16 protein-coding genes are annotated in these 16,308 nt (G+C 47.2%); 14 read left to right on the forward strand and 2 right to left on the reverse strand.

All coding sequences use genetic code 11. From position 1 onward, the window contains the following. Positions 1 to 17 precede the first annotated feature (17 nt). Both DFQ01_RS14905 and DFQ01_RS14910 read right to left on the reverse strand, forming a co-directional pair. Positions 18 to 1,058 carry a hypothetical protein gene (locus tag DFQ01_RS14905; protein WP_110044692.1) on the reverse strand — a complete coding sequence of 347 codons (1,041 nt, stop codon included), beginning with the start codon at positions 1,056 to 1,058 and terminating at the stop codon, positions 18 to 20. A 69-nt stretch (positions 1,059 to 1,127) separates the two neighbouring features. Then, entirely contained in the window at positions 1,128 to 1,688 is a 561-nt protein-coding gene (locus DFQ01_RS14910; protein ID WP_110044693.1) for a hypothetical protein, read from the reverse strand. 371 nt (positions 1,689 to 2,059) lie between these two features. Here DFQ01_RS14910 and DFQ01_RS14915 point away from each other — a divergent pair, with 371 nt between their 5' ends. The 14 genes from DFQ01_RS14915 to DFQ01_RS31110 all read left to right on the forward strand — a co-directional run bounded on the left by DFQ01_RS14915 (position 2,060) and on the right by DFQ01_RS31110 (position 16,253). Then, complete coding sequence (locus DFQ01_RS14915; protein ID WP_110044694.1) at positions 2,060 to 3,058, forward strand: NAD(P)/FAD-dependent oxidoreductase; 999 nt, start codon at positions 2,060 to 2,062, stop codon at positions 3,056 to 3,058. Continuing rightward, on the forward strand, positions 3,055 to 3,768 hold the full coding sequence (locus DFQ01_RS14920; protein WP_110044695.1) for an EAL domain-containing protein: 714 nt from the start codon (positions 3,055 to 3,057) through the stop codon (positions 3,766 to 3,768). The genes DFQ01_RS14915 and DFQ01_RS14920 overlap by 4 nt, the downstream gene beginning before the upstream one ends. A 14-nt stretch (positions 3,769 to 3,782) precedes the next feature. Continuing rightward, positions 3,783 to 4,622, forward strand: coding sequence for a metal-dependent hydrolase (locus tag DFQ01_RS14925; RefSeq protein ID WP_110044696.1), 840 nt, complete (start codon positions 3,783 to 3,785; stop codon positions 4,620 to 4,622). 93 nt (positions 4,623 to 4,715) lie between these two features. After that, positions 4,716 to 5,135: a hypothetical protein gene (locus tag DFQ01_RS14930; RefSeq protein WP_110044697.1), complete on the forward strand. Its 420-nt coding sequence runs from the start codon at positions 4,716 to 4,718 to the stop codon at positions 5,133 to 5,135. A gap of 33 nt (positions 5,136 to 5,168) precedes the next feature. Continuing rightward, positions 5,169 to 5,504 carry a hypothetical protein gene (locus DFQ01_RS14935; RefSeq protein WP_110044698.1) on the forward strand — a complete coding sequence of 112 codons (336 nt, stop codon included), beginning with the start codon at positions 5,169 to 5,171 and terminating at the stop codon, positions 5,502 to 5,504. A 2-nt stretch (positions 5,505 to 5,506) separates the two neighbouring features. After that, the gene (locus tag DFQ01_RS14940; RefSeq protein ID WP_110044699.1) at positions 5,507 to 7,810 is read left to right on the forward strand and encodes a hypothetical protein; all 2,304 of its coding nucleotides are present in this window, start codon (positions 5,507 to 5,509) and stop codon (positions 7,808 to 7,810) included. A gap of 4 nt (positions 7,811 to 7,814) precedes the next feature. Beyond that, entirely contained in the window at positions 7,815 to 9,683 is a 1,869-nt protein-coding gene (locus DFQ01_RS14945) for a hypothetical protein (RefSeq protein WP_110044700.1), read from the forward strand. Further along, the gene (locus tag DFQ01_RS14950; RefSeq protein ID WP_110044701.1) at positions 9,680 to 11,536 is read left to right on the forward strand and encodes a TraG/VirB4 family ATPase; all 1,857 of its coding nucleotides are present in this window, start codon (positions 9,680 to 9,682) and stop codon (positions 11,534 to 11,536) included. Before DFQ01_RS14945 ends, DFQ01_RS14950 begins: the two co-directional genes overlap by 4 nt. Next, the gene (locus DFQ01_RS14955; RefSeq protein ID WP_110044702.1) at positions 11,537 to 12,670 is read left to right on the forward strand and encodes a M23 family metallopeptidase; all 1,134 of its coding nucleotides are present in this window, start codon (positions 11,537 to 11,539) and stop codon (positions 12,668 to 12,670) included. Positions 12,671 to 12,677: 7 nt separating this feature from the next. Continuing rightward, positions 12,678 to 12,929, forward strand: coding sequence for a hypothetical protein (locus tag DFQ01_RS14960; RefSeq protein WP_110044703.1), 252 nt, complete (start codon positions 12,678 to 12,680; stop codon positions 12,927 to 12,929). Between the two features lie 43 nt (positions 12,930 to 12,972). Next, complete coding sequence (locus DFQ01_RS14965; RefSeq protein WP_146216877.1) at positions 12,973 to 13,332, forward strand: hypothetical protein; 360 nt, start codon at positions 12,973 to 12,975, stop codon at positions 13,330 to 13,332. Positions 13,333 to 13,345: 13 nt separating this feature from the next. Further along, entirely contained in the window at positions 13,346 to 15,448 is a 2,103-nt protein-coding gene (locus DFQ01_RS14970) for an FtsK/SpoIIIE domain-containing protein (protein WP_110044705.1), read from the forward strand. A gap of 162 nt (positions 15,449 to 15,610) precedes the next feature. Then, complete coding sequence (locus DFQ01_RS14975; RefSeq protein WP_110044706.1) at positions 15,611 to 16,084, forward strand: hypothetical protein; 474 nt, start codon at positions 15,611 to 15,613, stop codon at positions 16,082 to 16,084. A 4-nt stretch (positions 16,085 to 16,088) separates the two neighbouring features. Continuing rightward, entirely contained in the window at positions 16,089 to 16,253 is a 165-nt protein-coding gene (locus DFQ01_RS31110; protein ID WP_174812781.1) for a hypothetical protein, read from the forward strand. The last annotated feature ends 55 nt before the right edge of the window (positions 16,254 to 16,308 follow it).

A 16,308-nucleotide genomic window follows, 5' to 3' on the forward strand; every position in this document is an offset into this window, starting at 1 on the left:
TCACTGGTTGAAATAGACTAGAACTCAATTACATTTGTAAACGTAGTCGGAAATGGTTTTCCCTTTTTAACTAAAGCCATAAGATCAGCTATTTGTTCGGTTCCAGAGTTGTTCATTAATATAATAAATCGTCTAATCGACGAGTCTTCCACATATTCATCAACTACCTCTGGCTTAAAACTCAACTTCGTTTTTACGTTTTTACGAATTTCAATAGAATTAGTTACAGAAACTACGTTCCCCGTGTCATCTACAACGATCATATCCATTTTAGTATCATATGGAGTGGGATCTAATACTAATTTGTAAGGTTTACTATTGGGGATATATCGATTATTCGCAAACTTATAAGTAACTAGATTATCGTTAATATCATACCAAGTAGGATTTGGAAAATAAGATGTATTATTTAGAAGGCTATTATCAATATTATTCTGTTGAGCTATTTGATTATCATTTATGTTAATCGGTGTATTTGAAATTAATATCCTGACTAGTGCGGGATATGACCCGTTATAATTTACGCCCTTTTGAATTGGTAACAACAATAAATTATTGTCTCCCTCAGGATCCCAAGAAACAGTTAAATGATATTTAGAAGTTGCATTCTTTTCATAGGGTATACGTAGAGATGCATGCCATTCATTATCGGAGCTCAATCTTATATCGGCGTGTTTATCACCCTGAAGTGCAACTAATGTAACAGCCCCTGCATTATCCAATGAATCAATTACAAAATCGAGTTCTACTTTCCTTACTTCTTTTGGGTGCATAAAATATGTGAAATATTCGTCTTCAGAAAGCTTTAATTTCTGCTCAATTTCTGACGTGATTAAAAATTTATGAGAATAATTTATTGTACTAGACTGTTCTATAACTGAAGCTGCCGATTTAATTAATTCATGATCTCCTTCCAGTATTGTACCATCAGAGAGATTTAACAAACTTGTCGCCCTCATAATATTATTCTGCACTCCCCTCGTATTGAAAAATATATAAAACGAACAGCATATGATAATTATTGTACAAAAATAAATAAAGTATTTTCTTTTTATCACAATACTCTCTCCCTAAAGTAAAAAGACCCTAAAAATCAGGGTCCATTTCTAGTGCTGTTATTATATCGATTAATTCCTCAGAAATGAATAGGCTGTTTTCGCACTATAGAGAGCGAAGTCATATGCTACAGAGTGGACAGTAATTGCCTTGAACGATATTCCCGAGACGTTTATAAAGTAATAATCAAATTCAGAATTAGCCGTTCCATAACCTAATGAATTAGCCTCATTCCCTGTGTACAGCAATTCACCCGATAAATCTGTTGTTTTCCATATGGAGGCTGTTGCAGAGGTGATAGCAGTTAACTTTTTACCTTTAGTTGTTCCACTTACTTCAACTCCAAACGGTGGCACTTGAGTAACCTTTGTTTCTCCTGTTGCATAAGTCGCATAGCCAACTGAGGCTAGTGGCATTATTGAAGAATCGGCAGCGGAGATTTTTGAGGAATCGGAAGGGCCTCCGAAATCAATTATCTCAGGTGCTTCACCATATTCAATTTTAGGTTGGTAAGCATCCATCAATGCTTGGTTTTGATCTAAAACTGATGTTTCTTGTGTGGAATCAGCAAAGGCCGCCTGAGGAACTAAAAGTGCCATAACCAATAGAGAAGAACATATTATTCTTTTCAAGATAAACTCAACCCTTCAAAATATTATTAGAAAAATATATGAAAGCTGGCCAGCTATTCATTCATATAACAGATAACATTCAAATTTTACAAAATCTTCTTTACATTATATTTACATTCAATGGGTAAGTATATAGTTCTTTATTCTCATCTGTTTCTTCAACATTCAATAAATGATAACGGTGCGGTGCTACAGTTTTTCCCTCTCAAATAAAACAGGTTATTACTACAATCATACTTTTATCATACTTTTTCATACTTATTGAGCACTCCGCAGCGCAGAAAATGTAGTATTCTATTTATGTAGCCAATAGGGAAATAGATAGCCGCCTTTACGAAGGCGGTTTTTCTATGCCCAGAAAGGAGGAAAATATGAAATGGATGCTTGTAGAATTAAACACAAACCAGCTACCTCCACCGAACCTTACGCTAATCCAGGTAGATAATATCCATGAGGCAGAGCGATCTCTACTCGTACTTCGTCCGGACGTGATTGTAACGCATGAACGTGCAGGTAACGAGCTATTAGATATCGTGATGGCCATGGGCATACAATCCCGCGTCATTATTGTATCCGACCAGTATAATGCTCATATTGTTCGTAGTTGGAGTGCTCGTGGAGCGGATATGGTATGGCAAAGTGCTCGATGGGAGCAGGCCCTATTAGAGACGGCCATGCCACACACTGAACAAGTGCCGGACATGCTCTTAACAGCCAGTGAGAAGTACAATCGGGCAGCGACGGGTCCGCTAATCATTGCAGTGGCTGGCGCTTATCCAGGGGCGGGTGTTACACATGCAGCGATCACAATAGCCAAATACTTGACCAGACGCTACAAGAAAGTCGCATTGTGGGAAGCCAATCATCGCCCTTGTTTTGAACTCATTGAATATATTCGGACGGGCCAGCGCAGTCATCGTCATCGGTTCGATCTGGAAGGCATCACGTACTTTAAGGCGTCGGCAGACATGGAATGGTTGGAATCGGTCATGGACGATTTTGAAGCTATCGTGATGGATGTTGGCACGTTAGAAGGCAGCCAATCTTCTTGGTTCTTCCGATCACAAGTCCCACTCTTAATTGGGTCAGCCAGTGAGTGGCGGCAGCATGAGCTTGTGCAGCTGTGTCGAAGATTTACGGTACGCCAAGATCGATGGAGAATTGGCCTGCCGCTCGCTACAGAAGCCGGTAAAGATGAGATCGAGGACTTGCTGCAGGGGCGATCGGTTCACGCGTTACCGTACCATCCTGATCCGTTCCAATCTCAGTCCGATACAAATCAAACGATTGATGAAATGATCGGGCATGTCATGTATGACTCGAAAGAAAAACACAGACGTAAGTTTTTATTCTGGGGGATGAGTGAGTGAAATATGTGTATCAGCCGATAGTGGACGTAGATAACCAGTCATTTATTGGTTATGAATCGTTTGTACGAGGCGATGGTGGTGAATTACCAGGTGAGCTATTTCGTCAACTGGAGAAAGAGCGAAAGGTGGCTTCTGCAGAATCGAGAATGATGGCAGAAGCAGCTGCATGCGGAAAGAAACTGTTGCAAGGAACGGAGCGATTGTTCCTTAATGTGCATCCGCATTCGCTCTTGCAAGAAATCAAACTGCCGGAGGAGATTGATCCACGACATATCGTTCTTGAAGTGACCGAGAAGACAAGGTTAAACAGCCGAGAGCTCCACTGCTTGCGTAAGCTAAAAGCACAAGGGGTACATTTTGCGGTAGACGATTTTGGCTGTGAATTCGCAAATCTGGACCGTTTGATTCATGTTGGATTTGATCCGACCTACATCAAGCTCGATCAGACCTTCATGGGGCTAAACAGCCGAGAACGTATGCGAATTGTCATACGGAATTTACGCCAACTATGTAGTGATCTTGGCGTCGTTCTCATTGTGGAAGGTGTCGAGACGCTGGAACAGCATCAAGAGCTTGATGAGCTGGGCATCCGATATCGTCAAGGCTATTTCTACAGTAGACCGGACAATGCGGAGATTATTCATCAGAGTAGGCGAAGTATACTAAAACGTGTCGCAGGTCAGGCGGTCCCTCCGCTTTATGCTTTGTAAGGGAGGACGGAATATTGAACAAAAAAGGACATATCGCGCTTGGTGCAGCAGCTGGATCTGCCATGCTGCTTACCGGGCTATTTGTCGTTCCTCGAACGATGGATCTGGACGGGTGGATTCCGATCGCAATCTATGCAGCCGCCGTTATAACGGGCAGCCTACTGCCGGATATCGACCATAAGACCGGTACGGTTAGCAATTACATTCAATTCTCTTCTAGGAAACGTAGGATGTTACGGAGCTTGACGCTTATAGGACTGGTGATTGGGATTACTCTTCTATTACTGACCAGATGGACAGAGATCGATATTCCGAGTGCGTGGCGGCAGTCGCCCCCGTTATGGATCGGGACGGGCCTGTTATGTTTGGCACTGTCTAGATTACGAAGCCTGGTACTCATTGGGGCCGGTGTATTACTGCTCTTGGCGTACTATTTGTACAACTGGCACTGGATTGCTGCGTTTGCAGGGCTCTCCTTGCTTATGGTGCCGCTCATCAAACACAGAGGGGTCATTCATACCCCAGAGTTCGCAGCGGCGCTTAGCGTGGGGGTGTGGTCGTTTGCGCAAGCCCAACCGGAAGTGGTGACGGCTGGGATCTACGGGCTCTTAATTGGCTGGTGGGCACATTTGCTTGGTGATGTGTTCGGTGCTGAAGGTATCCATTCGCTATTCATTCCAAGATTTCGTGTCGCTCTGCGCCTATTTGCCAATGGTAGTTGGGCGGAGCGTATGATTACACGCAGCTGCTGGTTAATCAGTGCGGGCTGCTTGTTATTTACACAACAGGAACGGCTGCTGTATATCGACGGGCTGCATTACCCCTCACTGCAACATCTTCTCCTATTATCCTAGGATTAACTTAGGGTAATAGCGCGAAGTTGTATCAAATGATGTGACTAACAACGACTAACCTAGGATTAACCTAGGAAAAGAAGGAAGATAACCATGCAATTAAAGAAACTATCATTCACTTGGCTTGTCATGCTGCTCCTATCTACCGTGTTTCAGGCATCGGCGTTTGCAGCGGATGTAAACCCGATTACAAAAATCAAGTCGAAGATGACGTTCAACTGGGATCTCCTGAATGGGTTGGATTTCATGTTCTATCTCATCATGATCCCGATCTCGCTCTCCATTATCTTTCTGATTGTATACAGCGTCTACGGTATTATTGTTCATCTCATTCGTGTACGTAGAGGCAAGGAAAGTCTCAGTGACAAGAAGTTTTGGATTGAGATTGGCGTAACGATCTTTATTGTGTTCATTTTCCTGTCCGGCCTTTTCTGGGACTTCCTGGAGCTTGTATATAATTGGACGAGTCAGCAGGACCTTACTTCGACTACCCCATCGTCCACTACGAACTAGCAGAGGCGCTGAATCTGAAAGGAGGCAGTCACGATGTCTCGTCTCCTAGCGAGCTCAAAGGACGAATATATTGAACAGATGAAGACTGTATATGCCATCGATACGGGAACCGTTGAAAGTGTTGATTGGTTATTGGTGATCGGAGGAGCAGCAGTGACATTCGTGTCCATTGCTGCCCTTATTTATTGGATTAGCAAAATCATATTGCGGCTATATGCCGTCCGTCGCGGAAAAGCAGCATTGGCAGATGGACTGTTCTGGAAAAGAATGACGATTGGTATCGTGCTCATTCTCTTCCTGATTGGCGGCACATGGCTGGTGTTATTGGAACAGTTCTTTTCATTGATGCGGCAATGGGGGTGGAAATGAGCATGCGGCGTTGGATAATGGGTATGGTGTTTCTACTGCTGATCAGTGTGTCTGTCGTTAGGGCGGTACCTGTGTACGCGGAATCGGATGTGGCGGTTACCGATACCGTTACCGAATCGGTTGATTCATCTAGTAGTACACCCTGGTATATGCCGGATTGGGTATCAGATTTACTAGATAGCGTTAAAAACATGATTTCCACCATGAAAGATTTAATGACGGGACAGCTCATTTATGATGCGGTTATTGGCTTCATCGTCATGGCTGTAGATGAAGCAATAGCTCCGCTTATGGGGGTATTCGCGAAGAGTTATCTTTTCACCCCGCGAGTGGCTGAGATTGGGCTCGTTTATAAAATCTGGTCTATGCTGACCATCATCTCACTGGTGTCCATTATTATCGGAATCGGTGTGCTGGCTATCAAGATTATCAGAGGTAAGAAAGCGCTGGATAAGTTGCTCAAAGTGTTCATCGCATGCTTACTATCCTGCCTTGTGAGTTTAACCGTGATCAATTTTTGCAACGTGGGAGCGAATTGGCTGCATCAAGAGATGATGGAAGGAATCATCGGGACTTCCGGCATTCAATACGATGGATTATCAGGGGAGGATATTTTAAAATCGCTCATCATTGGCTCTGACGCCATAACCGATCCTCAATATGCCGGGCAGACGCTAGGGCATATTACGGTTGAAACGCAAGGTGGCATTTGGATGTTACTTGCGTTAGTGCTGTTTGAGGTGCTTCCACTCTTTTTAATTGCTTTACTGGCCACACTTGTGCTCATTCTATTGGCATCCTTTGTGCCCATTTGGATTATGCTAACGGCCTATAATGGCAAAGCAGAGACATTAATTGGATTCATGAATATCTATATCCGTACCCTTGTTGTAGGCTGTGTCTTGGCGCTGCACTGGGCACTTTCTGTCCGGGGGCAATCTGACTATGGAGCAGGTGCGGGATTTGCGGCAGACCTTGGTGTACCGCCAATCGTATTCTCCATTATTACGATATTGCTCATTATTGTGTTTCTCTTTCTATTCTGGGTCAAACCACTCCTATCTGCTGCAAAATCTCCGATGACACTAGCAGGCGGAGAAGCGCTTGAAGGACTTGGCGAATGGGGGGAGAAGGGTTCAGCGGCGATGAATCAGATCGGCAAGCGGCTCGGAATGGAAGGGCTTCAGGAGCGAAGCTTGAGCTGGAAAGAGAAAAGTGCTCGAATGTCCGAAGCTGGACGCAAGATGCAGGAAATGGCGAAGTCGGGCAGCATGGTACCTGATTTAATTGCTTCCTCGTTATCTGGCGGTGCATCTGAGGTCTTGAAGGGTGTCACCTACCAGGATGAACCGGATGAGTGGTTGACGCAGCCAGGTGATATTGTCATGATGCAGGAGGCTCCTCTATCCATCGGCAATAAGCAAATGATTATGGAGGATCCAGCGAAGGTGAGCAAGCAGCTAATGGACAAGGGGTACAAGCAAGCGGTTGTCTTGCAGGTGTCAGCTGATGATCGTGAGCAAATGCAGGCGCTAGTGCCTGCCCTGCAGGCACAGCATGGCGATCATGTGGCGTGGAACAGCGAATCCGATCAATTGGTAATGAAGGGACCAACCGATGAAATCATACGAGAGCTGCAAAGTCATGCTATCAATATGGACAGTGTTCAGCACGGGTTAGTGAAAGAGGGCTTGTTTATTGATCTAAAGGAGCAGACGGTGAACACAGTCGGGGATGTAAGCCATGAAGCGATGAAGGAATTAATGCAGACCCAAGTGACCTATATCAAAGCGCATGTACCGCCGGAAGAGGCCAAGCATATCCATGAGCAGCTGCAGCACAGCCATCATGAGTGGGCAGAGCGTGTGGAGCTGCGGGATGGAAGTCTATGGCTGCCAGAGTCGGACCTTGATCGGATCATGCCCGTTCTGAACACAATGACGAAGCAACTGGTACAAACGGTACGGTTGGACATGCCTGCGGGGTCTAAATTCTTGCCTCGCATGATGGATGATTGGCAGAAGGATGCATCGCTCGATGAACTAATGGCAGCCGTCCAATACAAGGACAATCATGTATTGGTTCATAGTGATCAAGCGGATCGATTCAAGCAGACGTTTGAACAGTATAGAAGCGAACGTATCCCGTACTGGCGAACCCATAATGGTCTGATTAAAGTGATCAAGGATGGCGTACCTGTTGATTATGGCAGTGTGCCCATGCGTGGTCTTGATATGGGCAGTTTCGAAAGCCTGCAGCGCGATATGATTCGTAAGCGGCGCGAGCATCTGAGGAAGGAGGGATAGTGGTTTGAAGGACTGGCAGGTCGAGGAAGAAGAGCTGATAAGGTCGAGTTTTCTAGGCGATATTCGGGATGATATCGCATTTATGGGATTAAAGTTAGAGGATTTTGGTTGGATTATTGGCATGACGCTTATGGTAGGCGGCATGCCTTTTCTATTCTCCGTTATCGTGCCCATTAGCATCTGGTTCAAGCTATTGTGGTTGGTTGGAACGTTTGTAGCAACCTCCTTAGGCCGCTATTTGCAATGGCCGTACAAGCGTCGTCGCTGGTTCCGATATATAAGGCTGCCGAAGGACAATAATGGCGGGAATTTCATGCAATGGTTGGGGGCGACGGAGGACAGCTGGCTCTATCGCAGTCGTAATGTGTGGCAGATGGTCATTCGTGTTCAAGCACCACCATGGCGCACTGCAATTGTCATGGAGAAGCGCAAACGTCTTGCCGGGTTTGAGAGCTTCCTGAGAACCTGTGTGATGGAAGGGTTTGAAGCAGATTTTACAGCCGAACAAATGCCGGATTATCGGCATGATGTGTGGAATATCAAGCAGCAGCGTACGGTGGCAACAGAGGGCATACGCAAACTTCGCGACGCTCGATATAATCGTTGGCTCCGTCAAGCACGATCACCGCTATTCGAAGAAGGTCAGACGCTCCAGGCCATGCAAGCTAGGCGCAGCGAGTACATTCTTCGCTTATCCATTCCGGAATACAAGCTAACGATTCGGCAGCGGAGCGGAGAATCAGTTGACGCAACCAAAGAGGAATTGCGGCGCTCCCGGCTATTGGCTGACTTGCGTGAGCGAAAAGATCGGGTGTTATCGGTGTTGGAGAATAGCGGACATTCCTGTACGCTCCTCTCCGGTTATGCAGTAGACGAGATCACCGGCCGCTGGTGGGATCGGTCCTCTTGGCAGTCATGGAAGCATGCGAATGGTTCATGGGAAGAGGAAGAAGAGGAGGATGCACCGGCAATTCCACTCTCCAAATTAAGTGAACAGAAGGCAGACGAGCAAGAGGCTGTAACGGTGTCAAAGGAAAGCCTGTTTGTGAGGTGGATAAGGGGCATCCGGGCGAGTGGCAGCGCCGCTATTCGTGGACTGCAAGTCATTGTACGAAGAGCCAGGCTTCCGAGAAGGAAAGTGTCTACACATCAGATGGAAGAGGAGATAAGCCAGCTCCTGATGGATACAGAACCTTCAGTCGACGCGGAATCAGCCGATGCGGAAGCACCGATTCAGCCGATTAAAATCTGCACAGCGGGACCCATCGTGTTAACCTCGCCAACTTCAAGCGGGAAAACATTCCTGGCCTGCAATATTGCCGTCGCTAGCAGCAGCCCAGCCTTGTCCGTATGGGTTATTGATCTGACGCCGGATAAAGGATCGCTAGCTGTCATGAATCCGTTGCAATCTCATTCGTCCGGATCGTTCGAGGGTTGGACATCTCGGAATACGCCGTTTGTTACGGTATATACCATTGGGAAACAAACGAGCAGCTTATCACTTGATGAAGTTTTATCACTTGTTGACGATGGTGTGAAGGCGGGTCATGCGGTGTTTATCGATATGCCCTGGTCTTACCCTGATCGGGAGCAGATCGTGGCGCAAATGGGTGCTGTAGCGGTTGTAGACACGGATTATCACCACTGGATGCAATGGGAGCAGCTGCAGGTCAAGGGAATTACAGCCGTATGGCTCAATATGTGTGACGATGACGTGGATTGGAGCAGCACGATTAAGGAGTACTTTGGCCTTCCGATCGAGAGAAGGTTTCCTTGGTATGCCCAAGCACGGAAACGATTGTACCAAGGACGGCCATTAGCGCTTGAAGATGAATTTCGATCAACATTCCTATCAATGGGGGGATCTAAGTGAGTGCGGTACGCAGACTGATCAAGGGCTTTAAGAAGAACAAGAAGCATACCATTGTGAACCCGGTTGCGGAAGGCAAGGATCAAAAAAACGGTCATTTGGTCCGTGTCTTAATGATTAAAGATTATCCGCCGATTATTCTGGCTGGGTACTTGGATCATCTGGAAGCGATTGTCCGTACGGAAGGGGCTGAGCTTCGCAAGACGATTCGATATGCAGGGAGCGATGTCAAGTTTTCATTTGGGATGAAGACCAAATTGGCCCGGCTCAATAAAAGCATCAACGCAGCCACGGTTAGTGATCCCGCCCGTAAGGAAGAGGTCGCAACACGAGATACAATCATTGAGCTGAGAGATTCGGCGTATACAGGCAATCGGAAGCTCTTGGAAGTATGGACGTTTCTGACTATCGCGGCTCCAGAAGCACATCAGTTGGATGCGGCTGAGATTAAACTAAATAGTTGGTTTGATAATGTATCCGGTGAGCTCGATACGCTCGTCAGCGAACAGCAAGAAGCTTTGCGACAGACAAGCCCCGTTAGTGATAGGGATACAAGCAATGGTGAGTTTTTCCGCAAGAAGCATTATGGAAGGGTCACAACCGATTCCGCAGCTGCGCGAACCTATCCGATGACGCGTGGATCGTTCTCTGATGATCAAGGGCCGTATTTCGGTAGGCGTACCGAGGACGGCTCTTTTTGTTTCATTAATTTGTGCGATCCGAATGATTCCCGCGCTCAGAATTTGACGGTGTTCGGGAAAACCGGTGAAGGCAAATCCTTCTTCATGAAAGCACTCGTTGTCTCCCTTCTGGAGGAGGGTGTTCATGTCTTTGTGTTCGACCTGGACGGCGAGTGGCGTGAATTGTGCGAAGAGGTCGGAGGTGTCTATATCGACCATACGGCAGATAATGGACGGTACTTTGAGCCGCTGACGATTATGCCCAAGCTGGCGGAGATCGATCAAGACTGTATTGAATACAATCGGACACGGTACACGCAGGCGCTTCAAAACGGTATTCGTACGTTATCGTTGCTTGCGGATGGATTAACGAAAGGAGAAGTGTTTGAAGCCGGAGAGGCCATTAAACGGGTGTTTGCTTCTGCTGGCATTGATCGTGAGAACCAGGCAACCTGGGATGGTCCGTATGCAGGGCCTAGGCCAACGATTCATGCAGCCTTTGCAGCGATCCAGTCCGAGGCGGAGGCCAACGCTGATGCCAAAAGCTTGTGGGACAAAATTAAAATCTACAGTATTGGCATCTATGACAATCTATTCAAACACGAGGAGCCGCTTGAATTTCAGCGGGCACCGCTTGTTGTTTACAAGGTCGGCAGTGGCAGGACAGGTGACAATGAGCAGGATGAATCGGCGAGGCAGGCGCAGCTTAAGATGTCGATGGCATTCGACACGGTTAATGCCAATATTGTACGACTGAAGTACGAGGGCGCACACTTCAGCGCTGTTCTTGTAGATGAAGGTCAGCGTCAGCTGCAAAATTCGGAATTGAAGCGTGCTGTGTTTGATTGGTATACCGCCATTCGGAAATGGAATGGCATGATGATTCTTGGCTCCAATACCCCTGCTATTATGCTCGATTCAGCGGAAGGAGTCGGGATGTGGGAGAACACGAATATACGGGTCTACTTTTACTTGGAGCAGTCCGCCATTCGAACATTGGCACGATCGGCAGATATGCCAGAAGAGATTCAAGATCGTATTGCGCAAAATGCGGGAAGCAGACGCTTTATTCTGGAATATCACAAACAATACGACGAACTGTTCATGGATGTACCGGAGGAGGAAAGCAAGCTATATGCCACACGCGGCCTGAAGAAAATGCGTGAGGCGGGCTAAATGGAGAAACGGATGAAGAATGAACAAAGTGCGCTGCATGATGTGAACACAACCATCCGCACAATAAAGCGAATATCGACCCTAATTGGTCTACTCACCTCCCCCTATGTATTGATTGCGATTGTCATTGCTGCAATTGGTGGGCTCTTGCTTATCGTAAGCTTTCTTCCGTTTCTAATCTTCGCTGATCCGGACAATCTGAGGACAGAGTATTCATCGGGAGTTGGCTATTATGCGACTCAACTGGATAGTGACGGAACGCTATACCAATGGCCGGTGCCGTCAATCGCAACGATATCTTCTTATTTCGGTGAACGGGATATTGGAGAAGGGACAGAATCGCATGGCGGGATTGATATTGCAGACGGAGCAGCGAACACGGAGAACCAGCCGATCTACGCCATGGCAGCAGGAACGGTCATTGTCGCGGGGGCAGCCAGTGGGTTTGGTCAGGCCATCTATATCGATCATGGTGAAGGACTCATCACCAAATACGGTCATTTGAGCACGGTCATGGACGTATCAGTAGGTGATCAGGTACTGAAAGGGCAGCGTATCGGATTTATCGGCGCTGGGAAGGTGGGCCGCTCGACGGGGCCTCACTTGCATTTTCAAGTCGAATTAGATGGTCGAAAAGTGAATCCGCTCATCTATGTATCGCCCCCTGTCATGGGTAATGTGCCTATAGCCTTTACGTACCACCCTCTTAATTTAGATGCCATGATCACCTTTCTGAAAGCAAGGAACTCTGCACTGGCAAATGAGCAGATCCTGAGTATGATTGACCGCGCGGGACGGAGTCAGAACATTGATCCGCATTTGCTGCTTGCCATAACAGGTCAGGAACAATCCTTCGTACCGGCTAATCACCCGCATGCGAGCGAGATTATTCGTAATCCATGGAATGTGTTTGGCTGTTGGTGCAGCGGAAAAGGTGCCACGCTGCAGACAGAGGAAGCGGCTGCCATTGCGGCCAAGACGATTGTTAAACTCTCGCAAGGACTCCCGGCAGGTCGAGATCCTGTGCAATGGTTAGTCGCACGCGACAATCCAAGTGGCTATTACGCTTCGGATACCGGCTGGTGGATTGGAGTGTCGAAGTTTTTTAAAGCATTACTTGAAGCAGAGGAGTGATAGACGAATGAACACTTTGGTTGTATTGATCGGACTGGCGCTTGTGGTCATGCATCGTTTTGCCGACCGTATTACAATTCCCCGGTGGGTCTGGCCTTCGGTGGGCTTATTTCTGCTGTTTATGTTAATCCAGAATGCGCCGAGTGCATTTCAAACCATTGGGCAACAGGGCCGTGCCTGGTGGCCGGTCGTGCAAGATTTAGCAACGGACATGCTCGATGGACTGCGGAATTTGGTCAAACAAGCACAGGAAACGTAAGGGGGGTCATTTGTTCATGCTAATCAATAGGATGAAACCACACATGTTCACCATCATTGACACCTTGGTTTACCTCATATACATTCTCTTGTCTTTATATTTATCCGTTCCTGGACTCCACATTGTACTCCATCGAACAGAGCAAGTACCTGAACAACATGGGCTTTATTCCGCACTGACACTGCTTATTATCATCGTCATCGGTCTTACGATTACAATAGGTCTAGTATCCAAGATCGATATTAAGCAGTTCGTTTCGCTGTTTCTTATGTTGATCGTCATGTTACCGATCAGTGCGCTAGGCTTAGCGGGATACGGTGACTATTATTATGGGTTTATGATCGTATTTCCTATTCTGCTCTTAATAAGCAGGTATTTGCGGCGTCTTACCGGCCTGTACTAAGGAGGCGGCTTCCATGATCGAGGTGAAGATGACGGACAAGCCCAAAGAGAGCTTCTATCAGTATGTGACACGAATCACCGGTATTGCTGCTGCATGTTGCTTAGCGATTCAGATGCTGGATGGCGTCCCGCCGACAATTGAACAGCTGGCACACAAGACGCTGCCTATTGCCGTCATGGTGTGGCTGCTGTTTTGCGCGGTTCCGTTCGCTGCCCATAAAAGCTGGCTTCATCGCCACAAGGTCGGTGATGCCATTAAACGCTGCTTAACACGAAAGGCGTCAGCTTCCCCGCTAAGCGGAGTTGCTCATATACCAGCTGCAGATACGTATCAGCCGGAGTTAGCCAAGACGTTCAAGAGTGAACCAGCGAGGCCGTTGCTATCAGGGGCATTACCGGCTCCTTTTGATCGATTGCCAGTCAATCCGAATCCAGTGCCCCCATCTGTGTTACTTCCCGATCAGGCTGCGCAGCTCATTAGTGATGCGCTGCAGCTCGTTGGGTTCACGGTTGAGGGGGAGCTGGAGGTGCTCAGCATCGAGTCAGGTCCGACGCTTCAAACCGTATCGTTTCGACTGCCTTCGAAAGTGCAGCTTAGCTCGCTTGTGCGCAAAAAGGATGACATCGCCAATCACTTAGGCTTTCACGACGGGTTTGATATCTCCTCAGCACCGCTCCACCGCAGCGCGGCGGCTTTCGTCATGCCGCATCGGGAGCGTGCTTTTGTTTACATGCGGGACTTGGCTCATGATTTGATTCAACTGTCAGACCAGGCGGAGTTGCCTATTATTCTGGGGAAAGATGCCCTCGGGTCGCCGGTCGTTTTTGATTTGGTCAAAATGCCGCATTTGTTGGTCGCTGGGGCAACGGGGTCAGGGAAATCGGTTTCGATAAACACGATTCTGAATTCACTGCTGTCCTGCCGCTCGCCAGAGCAATTGAAGCTGCTGCTGATTGACCCTAAACAGGTAGAGCTTTTGGTATATAAGGGATTTCCACACCTTCTCACTCCGCCTATTACCGATATGCGGCGGGCAGTTATGAGTCTGCATAAAGTAATCGTTGAGATGGAGAAGAGATACGAGCGTTTTTCTGCGGTTGGTGTCCGAAATCTGGCGGCCTATAACCAAACGCAGAAGCAGCCACTCCCCTATGTGGTGGTGGTTGTCGATGAATACGCGGATCTTATGCTCGTACATGGTGCTGAAGTGGAAGAGGCGATTCAGCGGATCGCGCAGATGGCCCGTGCGGCCGGCATTCATTTGATCCTCGGCACACAGCGGCCGAGTGTGGATGTGGTCACAGGGATCATCAAAGCGAATTTGCCTTCGCGAATAACGTTCCGCCTTGAAAGTGCTCATGACTATAAGACAGTACTAGATGGTGGATCACCTCAACTGCTTGGATTTGGTGATGGGATTTGCCGCATGAATGGCAAGCCACAAATTCGATTCCAATCTGCAGCGACAAGTGCGAATGATCTTGAAGCAACGGCTCTTATCAATGACCTTCGATCCTATTGGCTGAAGGAAGATATCGGAAGCGCAGTTCCTGAGGTTTGGGATCTGGAGGAGGGGATGGTCGATTCTGAAGATCCATTGACCGATGAGGAGATTGAAGAGGAGCGTATTAACAAGCCGACTGTAGAGCAAGATCATTACGCAATCGTCATTGATCTTGCTCGGGAGTTTGGCGGCATTAATATATCTCTTGTCCAGCAGAAATTGCGGATCGGGTATATGGAAGCCTCCAACCTCGTTAACCGGCTAGTGGAGGAGCGGATTGTAGGGGAGTTCAACAGCGAGAAAGGGAAGCGGATGCTCCTCGTCGCATCTTCTTTCGCCAAGGCTGCTGAGCAAGAGCAAGAGGAGTGGCTGAAACGGATGAAGCAATATATGTGCCGAACACGATCCACGCGATCGTCAGAACTGCGTGACGTGCTCGGGATCCGGAAAGAGAAGATTCTTCAGCTCATGACCTTGCTTGTGCAAGAGGGGTTCTTGCATGCGCCAACCAGTACAAAAGGTGGTTATGTAATTGCATGGTCTGATGAAGAGATAGCTCAATACCTCGATGACGAGCTATCGGCGGAAGAAGATGAGGTTGAAGCAGAATAGATTATTCTGGTTCCCCGTTCTAGTTCCCATTTCTGGTTCCCGGGATTTTAATAGGTAATCAATCGAAGGAAAGCCCGAAATGACGGGCTTTTTTTGGTTCCCTAAATAGCGGACCAGAAGTGGGAACCAGAAACGGGAACTAGAAATATAGAGGTGAAATAGTTGCTGCTGCATAATCGATCCGGTGAGAAATACCATGTTGATTTTCTGAAGTTAACGCCAGAGGATGTTAAAAGCCTGATGCAAGGGTGGGATAGAACATTTAATTGGAACGTATACTTTAAGTCCCGAAGCATCGAGGTGTACAAGATGTGTATACCTGGACAAGTGGATATACAAGGTGCCATTGCATTGGAAGACAGGGGCGATCATGTTTTTGTTCATTTGATTGAGAGCGCGCCACAGAATCGCTATGATAAGACTTTTGAGTATGTTGGGGAACATCTGATAGCTTATGCTTGCTTACGCAGCGTACAGCTTGGCTATGACGGATTCATTGCACTCGATACGAAGACGAGGATTGGCTCCTATTATGAAACAACATTTGGTGCCAGGCGACTAGGTAATAGTAATCGTATGATCCTGAACGATGTTGCTGGCCATACGCTCATTAACGTATACTTGAAACAGAGGTGATGACATGAAGCAACAATCGAGTCTGGATGATGCAGCACGTCGACTTACAAACGGACATTATGTTGAGCAAACGATGCCGGGTATAGACACTTCGGATGTGAGTGAGTATCTTCGTCGTCATAAAGAACAATTGAAGCCTGAACAATCAATGAAAAAGAACCCCAAGTAAGTAAAGTCGGGTTCTTTTTCATTTGATCGTAATTAATGCAAGTTAAAATCATCAT

The organism is Paenibacillus cellulosilyticus, from assembly GCF_003182255.1.
In the GTDB taxonomy this organism is placed as follows: domain Bacteria; phylum Bacillota; class Bacilli; order Paenibacillales; family Paenibacillaceae; genus Paenibacillus_T; species Paenibacillus_T cellulosilyticus.